At 67.7% G+C, this 16,201-nt stretch carries 13 protein-coding genes and 2 tRNA genes; 14 read left to right on the top strand and 1 reads right to left on the bottom strand.

The genetic code is table 11. The features are described from left to right. The first annotated feature begins 45 nt into the window (after positions 1-45). The 14 genes from GO592_RS31130 (at position 46) to GO592_RS31065 (ending at position 15,726) form a co-directional block, all read left to right on the top strand. Entirely contained in the window at positions 46-984 is a 939-nt protein-coding gene (locus tag GO592_RS31130; RefSeq protein WP_007301424.1) for an alpha/beta fold hydrolase, read from the top strand. Positions 985-1,181: 197 nt separating this feature from the next. Beyond that, the gene (gene gyrB, locus GO592_RS31125) at positions 1,182-3,224 is read left to right on the top strand and encodes a DNA topoisomerase (ATP-hydrolyzing) subunit B (protein WP_007301423.1); all 2,043 of its coding nucleotides are present in this window, start codon (positions 1,182-1,184) and stop codon (positions 3,222-3,224) included. Between the two features lie 424 nt (positions 3,225-3,648). Continuing rightward, positions 3,649-6,480 carry an ATP-binding protein gene (locus GO592_RS31120; RefSeq protein ID WP_007301422.1) on the top strand — a complete coding sequence of 944 codons (2,832 nt, stop codon included), beginning with the start codon at positions 3,649-3,651 and terminating at the stop codon, positions 6,478-6,480. Beyond that, positions 6,477-6,893 (top strand): roadblock/LC7 domain-containing protein, encoded by a 417-nt coding sequence (locus tag GO592_RS31115; RefSeq protein ID WP_005249096.1) that lies wholly within the window; start codon positions 6,477-6,479, stop codon positions 6,891-6,893. The genes GO592_RS31120 and GO592_RS31115 overlap by 4 nt, the downstream gene beginning before the upstream one ends. Positions 6,894-6,900: 7 nt before the next feature. Further along, positions 6,901-7,275, top strand: a complete 375-nt coding sequence (locus tag GO592_RS31110) for a DUF742 domain-containing protein (RefSeq protein ID WP_005249095.1) — start codon at positions 6,901-6,903, stop codon at positions 7,273-7,275. Positions 7,276-7,288: 13 nt separating this feature from the next. Beyond that, entirely contained in the window at positions 7,289-7,840 is a 552-nt protein-coding gene (locus GO592_RS31105; protein ID WP_005249094.1) for a GTP-binding protein, read from the top strand. Positions 7,841-7,851: 11 nt separating this feature from the next. After that, the gene (locus GO592_RS31100) at positions 7,852-8,694 is read left to right on the top strand and encodes an MHYT domain-containing protein (protein ID WP_007301421.1); all 843 of its coding nucleotides are present in this window, start codon (positions 7,852-7,854) and stop codon (positions 8,692-8,694) included. A gap of 151 nt (positions 8,695-8,845) precedes the next feature. After that, positions 8,846-11,368, top strand: a complete 2,523-nt coding sequence (gene gyrA / locus GO592_RS31095; RefSeq protein WP_005249092.1) for a DNA gyrase subunit A — start codon at positions 8,846-8,848, stop codon at positions 11,366-11,368. Beyond that, positions 11,368-12,768, top strand: coding sequence for a DUF3566 domain-containing protein (locus tag GO592_RS31090; protein WP_007301420.1), 1,401 nt, complete (start codon positions 11,368-11,370; stop codon positions 12,766-12,768). The genes gyrA and GO592_RS31090 overlap by 1 nt, the downstream gene beginning before the upstream one ends. 131 nt (positions 12,769-12,899) lie before the next feature. Continuing rightward, positions 12,900-12,973, top strand: a tRNA-Ile gene (locus tag GO592_RS31085). Between the two features lie 120 nt (positions 12,974-13,093). Continuing rightward, positions 13,094-13,166 (top strand) — tRNA-Ala (locus tag GO592_RS31080). 94 nt (positions 13,167-13,260) lie between these two features. Continuing rightward, the gene (locus GO592_RS31075; RefSeq protein ID WP_007301419.1) at positions 13,261-14,094 is read left to right on the top strand and encodes a siderophore-interacting protein; all 834 of its coding nucleotides are present in this window, start codon (positions 13,261-13,263) and stop codon (positions 14,092-14,094) included. Between the two features lie 19 nt (positions 14,095-14,113). Further along, positions 14,114-14,704, top strand: a complete 591-nt coding sequence (locus GO592_RS31070; protein WP_007301418.1) for a chorismate mutase — start codon at positions 14,114-14,116, stop codon at positions 14,702-14,704. 50 nt (positions 14,705-14,754) lie between these two features. Continuing rightward, the gene (locus GO592_RS31065; RefSeq protein WP_007301417.1) at positions 14,755-15,726 is read left to right on the top strand and encodes a helix-turn-helix domain-containing protein; all 972 of its coding nucleotides are present in this window, start codon (positions 14,755-14,757) and stop codon (positions 15,724-15,726) included. Here GO592_RS31065 and GO592_RS31060 read toward each other — a convergent pair. Then, positions 15,716-16,180 carry a hypothetical protein gene (locus GO592_RS31060; protein ID WP_039953083.1) on the bottom strand — a complete coding sequence of 155 codons (465 nt, stop codon included), beginning with the start codon at positions 16,178-16,180 and terminating at the stop codon, positions 15,716-15,718. The genes GO592_RS31065 and GO592_RS31060 overlap by 11 nt on opposite strands. Positions 16,181-16,201: the final 21 nt, after the last annotated feature.

Genomic DNA, 16,201 nt, shown 5'->3' with positions numbered 1-16,201 from the left:
TCCCACCGTCAAACCCGAACCCGCACGACGACCAGAGGACCCACCATGACTCCATCCACATCCGGTACCGCCCGGCGGATCACCAACGGTTCCGTCGAACTCGCCGTGTTCGAGCAGGGCAACCCCGACGGCGAGACGATCGTGCTGGTGCACGGCTGGCCCGACACCCACGACCTGTGGAGCCGGGTGGTGCCGTTCCTGACGGAGCGGTTCCGGGTGGTCAGCTACGACAGCCGCGGCGCAGGCCGGAGCACCGTGCCCACCCGGGTCGAGGACTACCGGCTGCCCGCCCTGGCCGGTGACCTGTTCGCGGTGATCGATGCCGTGAGCCCGGGCCGGCCGGTGCACGTGATGGCCCACGACTGGGGATCGGTGGAGGCATGGGAGGCGGTCTGCGAACCGGAAGCCCGCGCGCGGATCGCGTCGTTCACCTCGGTCTCGGGCCCCAACCTCGATCACCTCGGCAAGTGGATGCGCCGCCGCATCTCGGACCGCAGCTTCGGCGGGCCGCTCGCGCAGGCCGTCGCGTCGGGCTACACCGTCCTGTTCCAGATTCCGGGCCTGGCGACGCTGCCGCTGCGGCTCTGGTTCGCCCGGCACTGGCCGACGTTCCTGAAGTTCTTCGACCGCCTCGATCCCACGCTGGTGCGTCCGGCGCCGACGCTGGCGAACGACATGGTCAACGGTCTCAAGCTGTACCGCGCCAACATCCGCACGAGTCTGCTGAGGCCGCGCGAGCGGTACACCGACGTCCCCGTCCAACTGATCCTCAACAAGAACGACAAGGCGGTGCGGCCCGTCGGCTACGAGGACACCGAGAAATGGGCACCCGACCTGCGCCGCCGAGAGGTCGACGCCGGGCACTGGTCGCCGATCTCCCACGCCGAGGACATCGCGCAACTCGCCGCGGAGTTCGTGCTGGACGTCGAGGACCGGCAGTGGGCGGATCTCTCGGACGGCCCGTCCGAGAGCGCATCGGCCTAGGTTTTCACTCCCGAGGCGCCCTGAAAATTCGTCTACGGGGCGCTCAGGGGTGTCATAGCACGCTCCTGGCGCTGACGTACCAGTAAGATGGCCGAGGTAACTAGCGGCAAGATTCCCGATTCTCGTCTCCCGCGTGCCCGACCAGGGCGGTGGGCGCCTGCGTCGGGCATTGGACGGAGAAGGAGAGCTACCCACCCGTGGCTGCCCAGAAGTCAGACAAAAGCACCTCCAGCAAGGACTACGGCGCTTCTTCCATCACCGTCCTCGAGGGACTCGAAGCCGTTCGTAAGCGACCGGGTATGTACATCGGTTCCACCGGTGAACGCGGTCTCCACCATTTGATCTGGGAAGTCGTCGACAACTCCGTCGACGAGGCCATGGCCGGCCACGCCAGCAAGGTCGAGATCACCCTTCTCGAAGACGGTGGCGTCCGGGTCGTCGACGACGGTCGAGGCATCCCCGTCGGGATGCACGCCTCCGGTGTCCCCACCGTCGAGGTCGTCCTCACCCAGCTCCACGCCGGCGGCAAGTTCGACTCCGACTCCTACGCCGTGTCCGGCGGTCTGCACGGTGTCGGTATCTCCGTCGTCAACGCGCTGTCCACCAGGCTCGACGTCGACATCAAGCGCGACGGCTACCAATGGAACCAGACCTACACCGACTCGAAGCCGGGTGAACTCGTCAAGGGCGAGGCCACCAAGGAGACGGGCACCACGGTCACGTTCTGGGCCGACCCGAACATCTTCGAGACCACGGTCTACAGCTTCGAGACGGTCGCGCGCCGCCTCCAGGAGATGGCCTTCCTCAACAAGGGCCTGACGATCACCCTCACCGACGAGCGCGTCAGCGACGCCGAGGTCACCGAAGAGGTCGTCAGTCAGGTCGCGGACGCGCCGAAAACCGCCGAGGACGAGTCCGCCGAGGCGGATGCGCCTGCCGTGCACAAGGTGAAGACCCGCGTCTACCACTACCCGGGCGGCCTCGAGGACTACGTGCGGCACATCAACCGCACGAAGCAGCCGATCCACAACTCCGTCGTCGGTTTCACCGCGAAGGGCACCGGCCACGAACTCGAGATCGCGATGCAGTGGAACTCCGGTTACTCGGAGTCGGTCCACACGTTCGCGAACACCATCAACACCCACGAGGGCGGCACCCACGAAGAGGGCTTCCGTTCCGCTCTGACGGCGACGGTCAACAAGTACGCGCTCGACAAGAAGCTCCTCAAGGAGAAGGACCCGAAGCTCACCGGTGACGACATCCGTGAGGGCCTCGCGGCGATCATCTCCGTGAAGGTCGGTGAACCGCAGTTCGAGGGTCAGACGAAGACGAAGCTCGGTAACACCGAGGTCCGGTCGTTCGTCCAGAAGGCGAGCAACGAGCACCTGTCGCACTGGTTCGAGGCGAACCCGGCCGACGCGAAGACCATCGTGAACAAAGCGGTGTCGTCGGCGCAGGCCCGCGTCGCCGCCCGCAAGGCCCGCGAACTGGTGCGCCGCAAGAGCGCGACCGACCTCGGCGGTCTGCCGGGCAAGCTCGCCGACTGCCGGTCCAACGATCCGAGCAAGTCCGAGATCTACATCGTGGAGGGCGACTCCGCAGGCGGCTCGGCCAAGTCCGGCCGCGACTCGATGTACCAGGCGATCCTGCCGCTGCGCGGAAAGATCATCAACGTCGAGAAGGCACGCATCGACCGTGTGCTGAAGAACACGGAAGTCCAGTCGATCATCACTGCGTTCGGCACGGGCATCCACGACGAATTCGACATCGCGAAGCTGCGGTACCACAAGATCGTGCTGATGGCCGACGCCGACGTCGACGGCCAGCACATCGCAACGCTGCTGCTCACGCTGCTGTTCCGCTTCATGCGCCCGCTCGTCGAGCACGGTCACGTCTACCTGGCACAGCCCCCGCTGTACAAGCTGAAGTGGCAGCGCAGCGACCCGGAGTTCGCATACTCCGACCGCGAGCGGGACGTCCTGGTCAAGGCCGGTCTCGAGTCCGGCAAGAAGATCAACAAGGACGACGGCATCCAGCGTTACAAGGGTCTCGGCGAGATGAATGCCAAGGAACTGTGGGAGACCACAATGGATCCGACGGTGCGCGTTCTGCGTCTGGTGACGCTCGACGACGCGGCCGCAGCCGACGAGCTGTTCAGCGTTCTCATGGGTGAGGACGTCGAGGCCCGGCGTAGCTTCATCACCCGTAACGCCAAGGACGTCCGCTTCCTCGACGTCTAGGTATCCGGCACAAGAGATTACGGATATCGTGCAGCCACCGGCGGTCGGAAGACCCCGGTGGCTGCACCCGTCTGGGCCGGTTGCGGGACCGGGTGACGCGGAAATCCGTCCTCGACTGTGAACCGCGATTCTGTGTAGCCTGGTCCGCTGATCCCCCCGCGACGGCAACGTCTGGGATCGGTGGTGCGCATGTTACTTGGAAGTAAGGATCGGGGAATTTCTGTGGTAAGAACGTTCCCCATGGGCATGTGATGAACTCGTTACATTCGGAAATCGGTGCGTCGGGCAGCGCTGCGCACAGCGCAACTGATCGATCACTTTCCTCTGTCGACGCGTGTCGTCCGGGCCGGTACGACTGTCCTGCCGCAGGCGCGGTCACGAGCACAGAGCGACAAGCTATGAGTGGTTGGAAAGGAAGCGTGGGATGAGCGACGATTCGCCGCCCCGGGCAAAGTTCTGGGATATCGAGGGTTGGGGCCTGCGGTGGAAGGTCACCGCGGTTCTCGCAGTTCCCGTCACCGTCGCCATGGTGCTCGGCGGGCTCCGTGTGCAGGGCGAGCTGAGTAACGCCGTCCACTTCACCGAGGCGGCCGACCAGATCGTCGTCGTACCGGACATCGTGGCCCTCGAGGCCTCGATGGGTACCGTGACCAGTGGTTACGCCTCGGGCACCCTCACCAAGCAGGACCGCGAGGACGCGGAATCCTTGATGAATGACGTGTCCGAGGAGGCCCGGAACCCCGAGCTGGATCCCGCCGTCGCGAGTTCCATCAACCAGACCGTCTCGGACGGCCGCGCCCTCCTGAATCTGATGGATTCCCCGGGCGTCGCCACCGACCTGCTCGCGGAACGCCAGCGCGCGTTCGCCGCGGACTTCATCCGCGAAGTGGACGACATCGTCCGTCCCATCGAGGACAGCGAAGTCGTCGACAAGGGCTACCAGCTGACCAACGCGTGGCAGGCGCAGCGTCGTCTGTTCGAACAGGCCATGGGCCTCGTGATCGTGAAGGACGTCTACGCCGGTCCCGACGGACGGGAGAAGGCCCGCACGGGCGACATTCCCACCTCGGCCGTCGTCGCGGCCGCCGGCGCCGAATCGAGCCTGCTCGACGTCCTCGACCGGTACTACCCCAAGGGTGATGCCCGTCTCGAGACGCTGCGAAACAACATCAACGACCGCAACGCCCTCATCGACCAGGGCCTGGCGGACGCGGCGCGCGGCGGAATGCTGCCCATCCTGCAGCTGCGCTCCTCGCTCATCGCGAGCCGTGACGTCTACCAGGAGCTGACCAGCGAAGCGGCGAACGACATCGCGTCCACCGTGCAGGTCCGCGCGGCCGAGACCCGGTCCGCCGCGCTGCGTGACACGGCGATCGTCCTCGGAACCCTGCTCGCCGCCCTCGTCCTCGCGCTCCTCGTGTCGCGGTCGCTGATCGGTCCGATCCGCCGCCTGCGGTACGGCGCGCTGAAGGCCGCGCGCCGCGACCTTCCGGAGGCGATCGAGCAGATCAAGGCCAGTGACGATCCGCGGGCACTGTCGTTCGAGCCGGTGGCCGTGCACTCCTCCGAGGAGATCGGCCAGCTCGCCCGCGCCGTGGACGACATCCACGGGCAGGCACTCAAGCTCGCCGGTGAGCAGGCGCAACTGCGCCTGCAGATCAACGACATGTTCGAAACCCTCGCGCGCCGAAGCAAGTCGCTCGTCGACCAGCAGCTCGGCCTGATCGAGAATCTCGAGTTCGAGGAAAAGGATCCGAAGCGACTCGAGAGTTTGTTCCGGCTCGACCACCTGGCGGCGCGTATGCGCCGGAACGGTGAGAACCTGCTGATTCTGGCCGGCACCCGCGTGCGTCGTTCGCAGGCGGCGCCGATCCCGCTCGGCGACGTGCTGCGTGCCGCTATCTCCGAGGTCGAGGACTACCAGCGTGTGCAGATGGGTGCGACCCCCGAAGGCGCGCTCAGCGGCACCGTCGTCACGGACGTCGTGCACCTGCTCGCCGAACTCGTCGACAACTCGCTGCGCGCCTCGCCGCCCGACACTTCGGTGACGTTCAGCTTCGCTCGCGCCGTGGACGGCGGGGTGCTGCTCGAGATCGCGGACCGCGGTATCGGTATCCCGGCCGACGACATGCGCGCCGTCAACGAGCGTCTGGCGTCGGGTGGTGAGGTCGGTCCCGAGACCGCCCGCCACATGGGTCTGTTCGTCGTGAGCCGCCTCGCGAAGCGTCACGGCCTGACCGTGCGCCTGCGGTCGACGTTCGACACCGCCCGCAACCCGGGTGTGACCGTGAGCATCCACATCCCGAATGCGCTGATCGTGTCGCAGGCTGCCCGGCAGGACACCGGACCGCAGCGGAGGATTCCCGCGGCGCCGGTCCGCACCGCCATTCCGGCACCCGCGGCCCCAGCACCGCGCACGGACAACGGACAGCAGAAGCCGACAACCCGAAACGGACTGCCGACCCGCACCCCGTCCACGCCCCCGCCGAGCCCGGCACCTGCGGGCGCGGTGACGACGGCGTCGGGCACGAGCCTGCCCCGACGTCAGCCCGGTGCCAGTGGCATCGCGGCCGGCGCGGGATCGTCGGCCGGTGCCCCGGCCGCGCAGTCCCAGGACACCGTCAACGTCCGCGGATCCGGGGCGATGCCGAAGCTGCCCGTGCGGCGTCCGCAGGCGGCGACCCCGGAGACGGCACCGGCGGAATCGCAGCCGCAGCACGCACCGCACGCACCACGAAGCGAGAACCGCATCGCGGCGCGGACCTCGGAACAGCCGGCGCCCACGTCGTCGAACGGCGACGATCAGGCACCGGTCCGGCACCGCTACCGCACCAACTCGGCGAAGACCGCGTCGTTCTTCCAGTCGCGGATCGATCCGCCGTCGGCCGAGGCCACACCCCGGCCCGGCGGCGGTACCCCGATCTTCTCCGACATGGTGTCCGACTGGCTGACCGATCCGACCGGCGCCGAGGGCGCACCCGGCGTCTGGCATTCCGCCGGCGACGCCGGATGGTCCGCCGCCGAACGGATCAGCGAGACTCCCGTCGAGGTCGACCCGGAGATCGGACTGCCGAAGCGGCGTCCCGGCGACCGACTGGTTCCCGGCACGGTCGAAGGCGCGCACAATACGGGGACACTGCGCCGGGTGCGTGACCCTGAGACAATTCGCGCCAATCTCAGTCGTCACCAGCAGGGCGTCCGAAACGGCAGGGCCACGAGGCTCGCGGAACGTAACAGCATTGAAGGAGACCGATGAACACCGCTCATGGATCCGACGTCACGCGACCGCTCGACTGGTTGGTGTCGAACTTCGCCAGTGACGTGCCCGGTGTCTCCCACGCCGTGCTCGTGTCGGCGGACGGTCTCCTGATGGCAGCCAGCGCCCATCTCCCGATCGACCGGGCCGAGCAGCTGGCCGCGGTCACCTCGGGGCTGGCCAGCCTGTCGGCCGGTGTGTCCCGGTTGTTCGAAGGCGGCGGAGTGCTGCAGTCGGTGGTCGAAATGCAGCACGGGTACCTGCTGCTCATGAGCGTCGGCGACGGCTCGCACCTCGCGACCCTCACGGACGCCGAGTGCGACATCGGACAGGTCGGCTACGAGATGGCGATCCTGGTCGACCGCGTCGGCGCATCGGTGCAGGCCACGGCCCGCACCCCGCAGGGTCTCTGACCAGCCCATGCCCATGAACGACCACCACTCGGAGCAGCCGGGCCCGAACATCGTGCGCCCGTACTCGCTGACGTCGGGCCGGACCCGGCCTGCGGTCGAGCTCGCGCTCGAAGCGTTGATTCAGGCACTGCCGCAGTCGGTGGACCGGCAGTGGGAACTCGACGACGTCAACGCCGCGATCGTCGCGTTGTGTCAGCAGTCGCCTTCGGTCGCCGAGATCGCCGCCCGGGTGGGCGTACCCCTCGGAGTGGCACGCGTCCTGGTCGCCGACCTGGTCGAGGCCGGTCATCTGCAGATCCTGGCCACCCTGAAGGAAGACTCGACCGACTCCGAACGTCGTGAACTCATCGAAAGGGTCCTCAGTGGACTTCGCGAAATCTGATCCCCGCAATCGGGTGACCTCGACCAAGATCGTGATCGCCGGCGGGTTCGGCGTCGGTAAGACCACGCTGGTGGGGGCTGTCTCCGAGATCGTCCCGCTGCGCACCGAGGCGCTCGTGACCAACGCCAGCGACGGCGTCGACAACCTGGCTGCGACACCGCAGAAGGGCACGACCACCGTCGCCATGGACTTCGGTCGCATCAGCCTGGCCGACGACCTGGTGCTGTACCTGTTCGGTACCCCCGGTCAGCACCGGTTCTGGTTCATGTGGGACGACCTGATCCGCGGTGCGATCGGTGCGATCGTCCTGATCGACACCCGCCGGCTGGACGAGAGTTTCGCGGCCGTCGACTTCTTCGAGGCCCGGCAACTGCCGTTCCTCGTCGCGATCAACGAATTCGACGACGCCCCGCGCTACCCCATCGAGGACATCCGCGCGGCCCTCGCGATCTCCGAGGACGTGCCGATCATCCCGATCGACGCGCGTGACCGGGAATCGGCGAAACGCGCTCTGGTCGCGATCACCGAATACGCACTGACCAAGCTTCACACGGCCGCGTACTGAGGATTCGAAACATGTCGGACGACTTGCAGCACTTCTCCATGGGCACGTGGATCGTCGCCCTCGCCGCGGTCACGGCGTTCATCGGCGTCTTCGTCGGGATCGCCAGCGCCCGCAAGGCGGTGACCGCGCCGAACCCGAGGCAGCGGTACCTCTGGCTGGCCTGGGGTGCGCTGTCCATCGGCGGCATCGGCGCCTGGCTGCCGCACTACATCGCGATGGTCGGGTTCGAGGTCTACGGCAGCGTAGTGCGCTACGACGTCCTGTGGATCGCGGTCTCGTTCGTGGTGCCCGTCGCGGCCGCCGCGGTGGCGTTGCTGATCATCAGCCCGCCGCCGACGAAACACCGGCTGCCGAGCGCGTCGGTGGAGATCGGCCGTCTCGCCGGCGGTGCGGTGCTCCTCGGCGTCGGCTTCACCGGAATGGACCTCGCGATCGTCGCCTCCCTCGAGATCCAGGGTTCCGTGCACTCCGACATCCTGCTGACGGCAGCGTCGGCCGTGATCGGCCTGGTCGTCGGCGCCGGAATCATGTGGTCGATCTCGGCCCTCGAGTCCCGCACGCTGCGACTCGTGGCGTCGGTGGTCGTAGCCGCCGGACTGGTGGCCATGCACTACACCGGCGTGTTCGGGCTGAGCGCCACCGTCGACCCGGCCGTGGCGCGCCCGGACGGACTCGAGGTGTTCTCGATCCTGTTCCCCGTCTTCGTGCTGGGCATGCTCGTGGTCACGATCCCGATCACCGCCCTGCTGATGGCGCCCGACCGCGTCGCCGCCGAGCTCGAACTCGAGGCCGACATGCTCGCCGCCGAATCCCTCGCCGCCGAAACCCAGGGCCGGGAGCTCGAACTCCAGTAGATCGGACGACTCCGGCGGCACCGATTCATGAGCGCACCCGAGTCCTTCACCCTCACAGCTGACCTGCACCTATAGACTCGGGTGGTTGCGCGACGTCGTGCAGGACCGCGAGTCCGCGAGGAGACGTCAAGCCGAGTAGAAGAAGGAGCTCATGACTGACACAACGTTGCCGCCGGAGGGACCGGGGCACGACCGCATCGAGCCCGTCGACATTCAGCAGGAGATGCAGAGCAGCTACATCGATTACGCGATGAGCGTGATCGTGGGTCGTGCGCTGCCCGACGTGCGAGACGGCCTCAAGCCGGTGCACCGCCGCGTTCTGTACGCGATGTACGACAACGGTTACCGGCCCGATCGCGGTTATGTGAAGTCTGCGCGACCGGTCGCCGAGACGATGGGTAACTACCACCCCCACGGCGACGCCTCGATCTACGACACGCTCGTCCGCATGGCCCAGCCGTGGTCGCTGCGGTACCCGCTCGTCGACGGCCAGGGCAACTTCGGTTCCCGCGGCAACGACGGCGCCGCCGCGATGCGATACACCGAGTGCCGGCTCACTCCGCTGGCCATGGAAATGCTGCGTGAGATCGACCACGAGACGGTCGATTTCACCCCGAATTACGACGGTCGTACACAGGAACCGTCAGTTCTCCCCAGCCGTATCCCCAACCTGTTGATCAATGGTTCCGGCGGCATCGCCGTCGGTATGGCCACCAACATCCCGCCGCACAACCTGCGGGAGGTCGCCGAGGCCATCTACTGGGCGCTCGAGAACTGGGAAGCCGACGAGGAGTCCACCCTCACCGCGGTCATGGAACGCGTGAAGGGACCCGACTTCCCGACGCACGGCCTGATCGTCGGCGGCCAGGGCATCCACGACGCCTACACCACCGGACGCGGTTCGGTCCGCATGCGCGGTGTGGTGGAGATCGAGGAGGACGCCAAGGGGCGCACCACGATCGTCATCACCGAGCTGCCGTACCAGGTGAACCCGGACAACCTGATCACGTCGATCGCCGAGCAGGTGCGCGACGCGAAGATCGCCGGCATCTCCGACATCCACGACGAGTCCTCGGACCGCGCGGGTATGCGCATCGTCGTCACCGTCAAGCGTGACGCGGTCGCGAAGGTCGTGCTCAACAACCTGTACAAGCACACCCAGCTGCAGACCAGCTTCGGCTGCAACATGCTGTCCATCGTCGACGGCGTGCCGCGCACCCTGCGCCTCGACCAGATGATCCGGCTCTACGTCGCCCACCAGGTCGAGGTCATCCGCAGGCGCACCGAGTACCTGCTCCGCAAGGCCGAGGAACGCGCTCACATCCTGCGCGGACTGGTGAAGGCGCTCGACGCCCTCGACGAGGTCATCGCGCTGATCCGGGCGTCGCAGACCGTCGACATCGCGCGGGCAGGCCTGATCGAGCTCCTCACCGTCGACGAGATCCAGGCCGACGCGATCCTCGCGATGCAGCTGCGCCGCCTCGCCGCCCTCGAGCGTCAGAAGATCATCGACGAACTCGCCGAGATCGAGCGGGAGATCGCCGACCTCAAGGACATCCTCGAGAAGCCCGAGCGTCAGCGCCGGATCGTCCGTGACGAGCTCAAGGAGATCGTCGACAAGCACGGCGACGACCGCCGGACCCGCATCATCGCGGCCGACGGCGACGTGGCCGACGAGGATCTGATCGCCCGCGAGGACGTCGTCGTCACGATCACCGAGACCGGCTACGCCAAGCGCACCAAGACCGACCTGTACCGCTCGCAGAAGCGCGGCGGCAAGGGTGTGCAGGGCGCCGGGCTGAAGCAGGACGACATCGTCTCGCACTTCTTCGTCAGCTCCACGCACGACTGGCTGCTGTTCTTCACCACGAAGGGCCGCGTGTACCGGGCCAAGGCGTACGAGCTGCCGGAGGCGAGCCGCACGGCCCGCGGGCAGCATGTGGCCAATCTGCTCGCGTTCCAGCCCGACGAGCGCATCCAGAGCGTCATCCAGATCAAGACGTACGAGGACGCCCCCTACCTGGTTCTCGCCACACGCAACGGTCTGGTGAAGAAGTCCAAGCTCACCGACTTCGACTCGAACCGCAGCGGCGGCATCGTCGCCATCAACCTGCGCGGTGAGGACGAACTGGTCGGCGCGGTCCTCTGCTCCTCCGACGACGACCTGCTGCTCGTCTCCGCACAGGGACAGTCGATCCGCTTCTCCGCCACCGACGAGGCGCTGCGACCGATGGGCCGCGCCACGTCCGGCGTCCAGGGCATGCGATTCAACGGTGACGACGAACTGCTGTCGCTGAACGTGGTGCGCGAAGGCACCTATCTGCTGGTGGCGACGTCGGGTGGCTACTCGAAGCGCACCGGCATGGAGGACTACCCGGTCCAGGGTCGCGGCGGAAAGGGTGTACTCACGATCCAGTACGACCGGAAACGTGGCACCCTGGTCGGAGCGCTCATCGTGAACGACGACGACGAGCTCTACGCGATCACGTCGGGCGGTGGTGTCATCCGCACCGCCGCCAAGCAGGTCCGCAAGGCCGGTCGGCAGACCAAGGGGGTTCGTTTGATGAACCTCGGGGAAGGCGACACCCTGCTCGCGATCGCGCGCAATGCCGACGAACCGGACGAACCCGACGACAACGCCGAGAGCAGCGGCAAAGGAGCTAAGGAGTCCTAGTGAGCACTCCCAACCAGCCAGGCAGTGACCGGCAGAACCCGGGTTCCGCCAATCAGGCGCCATCCGAGCAGCAGGCCTCCCGCACTCCCCAGAACGGGTCGGCGCGACCGAACCCGCAGCAGGGTTCCGCGCCGCAGGGGCCGCTGGCGTCAGCCGGTCGTGGCCCCGCTCAGGCGGGGCCGGCTGCCCGGCCGGGTGGTGCTCCCGACGGGCGACCGGATCGGCAGGCTCCGGCCGATCCGGCCCGGTCGCCGTCGACGCCCCAGCATCAGGGTCCGCGCACGCAGACCCCGCAGGGCAGGCCCGTGCCGCCGTCGCAGCAGGGTCACGCTCCGAATCAGCAGGCTCCCGGGCATCAGGACCCGCCGCAGCAGGCGTCCGGCAACCGGGCTCCCGCGGGCGGTGCTCCCACCGAGTCCATCCGGGGAAATCAGGCTCCGCCGTGGCAGCGGGGAATGCAGCGTGAGCCGCAGACCAACCTGAAGCGGCCCGTGCAGGGTGGGGCCGGTGCCCCGCGCCGGGAGGGTCAGCCGAACCCGTCCAACGGTGCGACCGCAGCCACTGCGGCGGGTGCCGCGGCAGCGAAGGCTCCCGCCGGTCAGGACGTCCAGAAACCGCAGACCGCTCCGACGCAGAAGACACAGCCCCAGGGCGCTCCCGCGCAGGGTCAGCGCCCCCCGGGCACGCAGAACTCGGGTGCTCCCACCCAGGCCGTGCCCACCCAGAAGGCGCCCACGCAGAACCCGTCGGCGCCGGCGAAGGGTCAGCCCGCGCCCAAGCAGCCCGATCGCACACCGTCCTCGACCGCGGCCACGGCAGCGGTCGGCGCGGTGTCCGGTGCCGCCGCGGCCGGTGCCGTGACTCAGCGGGAGGCCGCGAAGGCGAAGGCGTCCGCGATCGACGGACCCACCCGGCACATCAACCGGGACGTGCTCCCCAAGGACATGCCGGACCTGTCCGAGGCCAAGCACCCGTTGCCCGGGGCAGCGGCCGCGGGTCAGCAGCCGAAGGTCGCCGTGGCCCCGCAGCGGGTCGAGGAGGGCGAGGCTCTCCGGGCGACGGTGCAGGTCCGCAAGATCGATCCGTGGTCGACGCTGAAGATCTCGTCCGTCATTTCGGTGTCGCTGTTCTTCGTGTGGATGGTGGCCGTCGGCCTGCTGTACGTCGTCCTGGACGGGATGGGCGTGTGGGACCGGCTGAACAACGCGTTCACCGATATCGTCGCGGAGTCGAGCTCTGACGGGCTCGTGACGGCCGGGCAGGTCTTCGGATACGCCGCCGTCATCGGTCTCGCGAACATGGTGTTGTTCACCGCACTGGCGACGATCGGCGCCTTCATCTACAACCTGTGTTCCGACCTCGTCGGGGGCGTCGAAGTGACGCTCGCCGACCGGGACTGAACGCGGAAAACGACGAGGGCTGAGCTGGGAAAAGAGCGTCTCGCCGGACCGGTTTTGGTAGTTGCCGGTCCGGTGGGGTAATCTTCCGACTCGGTTCAGGGAACTGCGCGAGATGAGTTTCCAGACTTCAGGGGCCTATAGCTCAGGCGGTTAGAGCGCTTCGCTGATAACGAAGAGGTCGGAGGTTCAAGTCCTCCTAGGCCCACCCCTGGTGCCGGTGAAAGGTCATTCGCATGAAGGTCCTCCTGTTTGTGGGAGCCGGAGTGCTGGTGGCGATCGGACTGTCCAAGTTGCTTCGCGGCAATGAGGTGTGGCACGAGGTAACGGGGCCTTAGCTCAGTTGGTAGAGCGCTGCCTTTGCAAGGCAGATGTCAGGAGTTCGAATCTCCTAGGCTCCACAAGGACAAATACAGAAGTAGCGTGCCCCGGATTCGGAAGAGTCCGGGGCACGCTGCTGTGTGGACCAGAAACGGGTGAGGTTACCCTTACTTCATGACTGCCCTCGATCCCGGAGCCCGTGAACGTCTCGACCCGCGCGGCCGCGTCGCATCCCACCACCGGACCGGTGAGGGAACCGCACGCATCGGATACCCGATCGGAGTCCGCACGGTCACGGTCCGTGCACGCGAGTACGTCACACCCCGCATGGTGCGTCTGACGCTCGGGGGCCCCGGCCTCGACGGATTCCACACCTACCAGGCCGACGATCACGTCAAGATCGTGTTCCCCGATCCGGACGGCACCCGCCGCGTCCCGGTGGTGAACGACGCGATGATGCTCGACTGGCCGCGACCGCTCCCGACCACGCGGAAATACACCGTCCGCCGCTACGACGCCGACGCCCGCGAACTCGACCTCGACTTCGTGCTGCACGAGGGCGGGCTCGCGTCCTCCTGGGTAAGGACGGTCGCGATCGGTGACGACGTGACCATCGCCGGACCGCCCGGCGCGAAGACATTCGCCCACAACTTCGACCACTACGTCTTCGCGGTCGATTCCACCGCGCTTCCGGCGGTCGCGCGGTGGCTCGACGAATCCCCGGCCGACGTCTCGGCGCACGTCGTGATCGAGACCGACGACGACATCGAGCACGGTTACCCGCTGGCCGTGCGCGAGAACGTGGACGTGACGTGGCTCGTGCACGACGGCAGCGAGTCCGCCCTGGCGTCGACGGTGCAGTCGCTCGATCTGCCCGACGGCCGCTCCTTCCTGTTCGCGGCAGGCGAGGCGACCGACATCAAGCCTCTGCGCGCGTGGAGCCGGGACCGGATGGATTCGCTGTTCACCGGGTACTGGAAACGCGGAGTCGCCGGGCTGGACGACTGACCGGCCCTACACTCGCACCATGACCACGGTCCGGCCAGCACTCGCCCGCCGCGCGGCCGTCGCCGCGGTGATGCTCGGGCTACTGACGGCAGGCGGTACCGCGCCCGCGGGTGCGCAGACCCGACCACTGGAACCGATCGCCCGGGCGGTCTCGCTGCGCCTCGCCACGGCCGACGCGGTGGCGGCGGCCAAGTGGGGCACCCCGTCACCGATCGACGATCCCGCGCGCGACGCGCAGGTTCTGAATGCGGTCGCCACGCAGGCCGCCGACGAGGGCCTGAGCGCGGGGCGGGTGCAGCAGGTCTTCCGGGACCAGATCGAGGCCAACAAGGAGGTGCAGCGGGCCCTCTTCGCCTGGTGGAGCGTCGCGCCCGGTGCGGCGCCGATTGTCCGGCCCGACCTGACACAGGTTCGTCCGGTGATCGACCGCCAGAACTCGGACATACTCCTGCAGCTGCGCGAACAAGAGGCCGTGCTCGCCGGTCCGGGGTGCGTGCCCGCGCTCGTCGACGCCACGGTCGCGGTGGTGGCCGAACAACGCCTCGACCCGCTGCATCAGGCCACGCTGGCGCGTGCGCTCGTGTCGATCTGTGGGCCGGTCCGCGAATGACTGGCCGTTCCGACATGGTCCGACAAGATGTCGCCAATTAGACTGGGGTCATGATCTCCAAGGTCGCGACGCTCCTCCTCGACCGTGTCTCGATGTTCGAGTTCGGGGTGGTCTGTGAAGTGTTCGGAATCGACCGCACCGAACACGGGGTTCCGCCGTTCGACTTCCGGATCTGCGGGATCCGTCCCGGCGAACCGCTCGCGTCGATCACACCGGGACTGACGCTCTCCGCCGACTTCGGGCTGGACTTCCTGCGCGACGCAGATCTCGTCGTCGTCCCGCCGCCGGGGGCGCAGTCCGACTTCCCGGTGGAGGCGCTCGACGCGGTGCGTGCGGCCGCGAATGCCGGTGCCATCGTCCTCAGCCTGTGCTCGGGTGTATTCCTGCTCGGCGAGGCGGGACTGCTGGACGGGCGCAAGTGCACCACCCACTGGGAGTACGTCGACGAACTGGCCACCCGGTTCCCGACGGCAACCGTCGACCCCGACGTCCTGTTCGTCGACGAGGGCAACCTCGTCACCAGTGCGGGCACCGCGGCAGGCATCGACGCCTGCCTGCACGTGGTCCGCCGGGAGCTCGGTTCCACCGTCGCCAACACGATCGCCCGCAGGATGGTCGTGCCGCCGCAACGTGACGGGGGACAGCGGCAGTTCATCGAACAGCCGGTGGTCGCGTGCACGTCGGACAGTCTGAGCGAGACCATGGCGTGGATGAGCGAGAATCTCGAGCTGCCGCACACGGTCGACGAGCTCGCGGCGCGCTCGTCCATGTCGACGCGCACCTTCGCACGCAAGTTCGCGGCCGAGACGGGCACCACCCCCGTGAAGTGGCTGACGACGCAGCGGGTCCTCTACGCGCGGCAGCTACTCGAGGGCACCGACCTCGGTCTCGAGGCGATCTCGAGACGCAGCGGATTCGGGTCCGGTGCGCTTCTACGTCACCACTTCAACCGGGTGGTCGGCGTCGCACCGGCCGACTATCGGCGCCGGTTCGGCTGCAACGCGGCCGAACTCAGGCAATGAACGTGCCGATGGCCGGGTTCGCCTGGCAGATCGGGCTACTGCCGAAGTTGATCGATCCGAACGCCGTCGCCACCACGTTCCCGACGCCGGTGTTCACCGTCGCGTACAGGAAGGGGTAGACGCCGCCGAGGTTCACGATCCCCGACCGTCCGCTGTCGGTGTTGACCCAGGCCACGGTGACCTGCGCGGCTGCCGGAATCGGTGGTGCGGCGGGGCGTGACTCGAAGCGGATGTCGCCGTCGGCGATGGGCGGTGACGCCTCCGGCCCGGACTGTCCGGTGAGCGCCGTCAACGACATCAGGCTGCCCTGGTTCGGACATCCGATGGTCAGAGCCGGTCCGCCGAACGGGTGGGGCGGGTCGGCGCCGGCGGGGCCGGCCGTCAGCACAGCCGCGGTGGCGGCGATCGGAAACGCGACGGCGGCGATACGGTGGACGATACGTCTGGCGGTCATGTCTGCTCCTCGGAACGGATC

Origin of the sequence: Rhodococcus sp. 21391 (assembly GCF_016772255.1) — a bacterium.
In the GTDB taxonomy this organism is placed as follows: domain Bacteria; phylum Actinomycetota; class Actinomycetes; order Mycobacteriales; family Mycobacteriaceae; genus Rhodococcus_F; species Rhodococcus_F opacus.
Note: the sequence above shows the minus strand (reverse complement) of the source record. Positions and strands in the feature narration are given on the sequence as shown.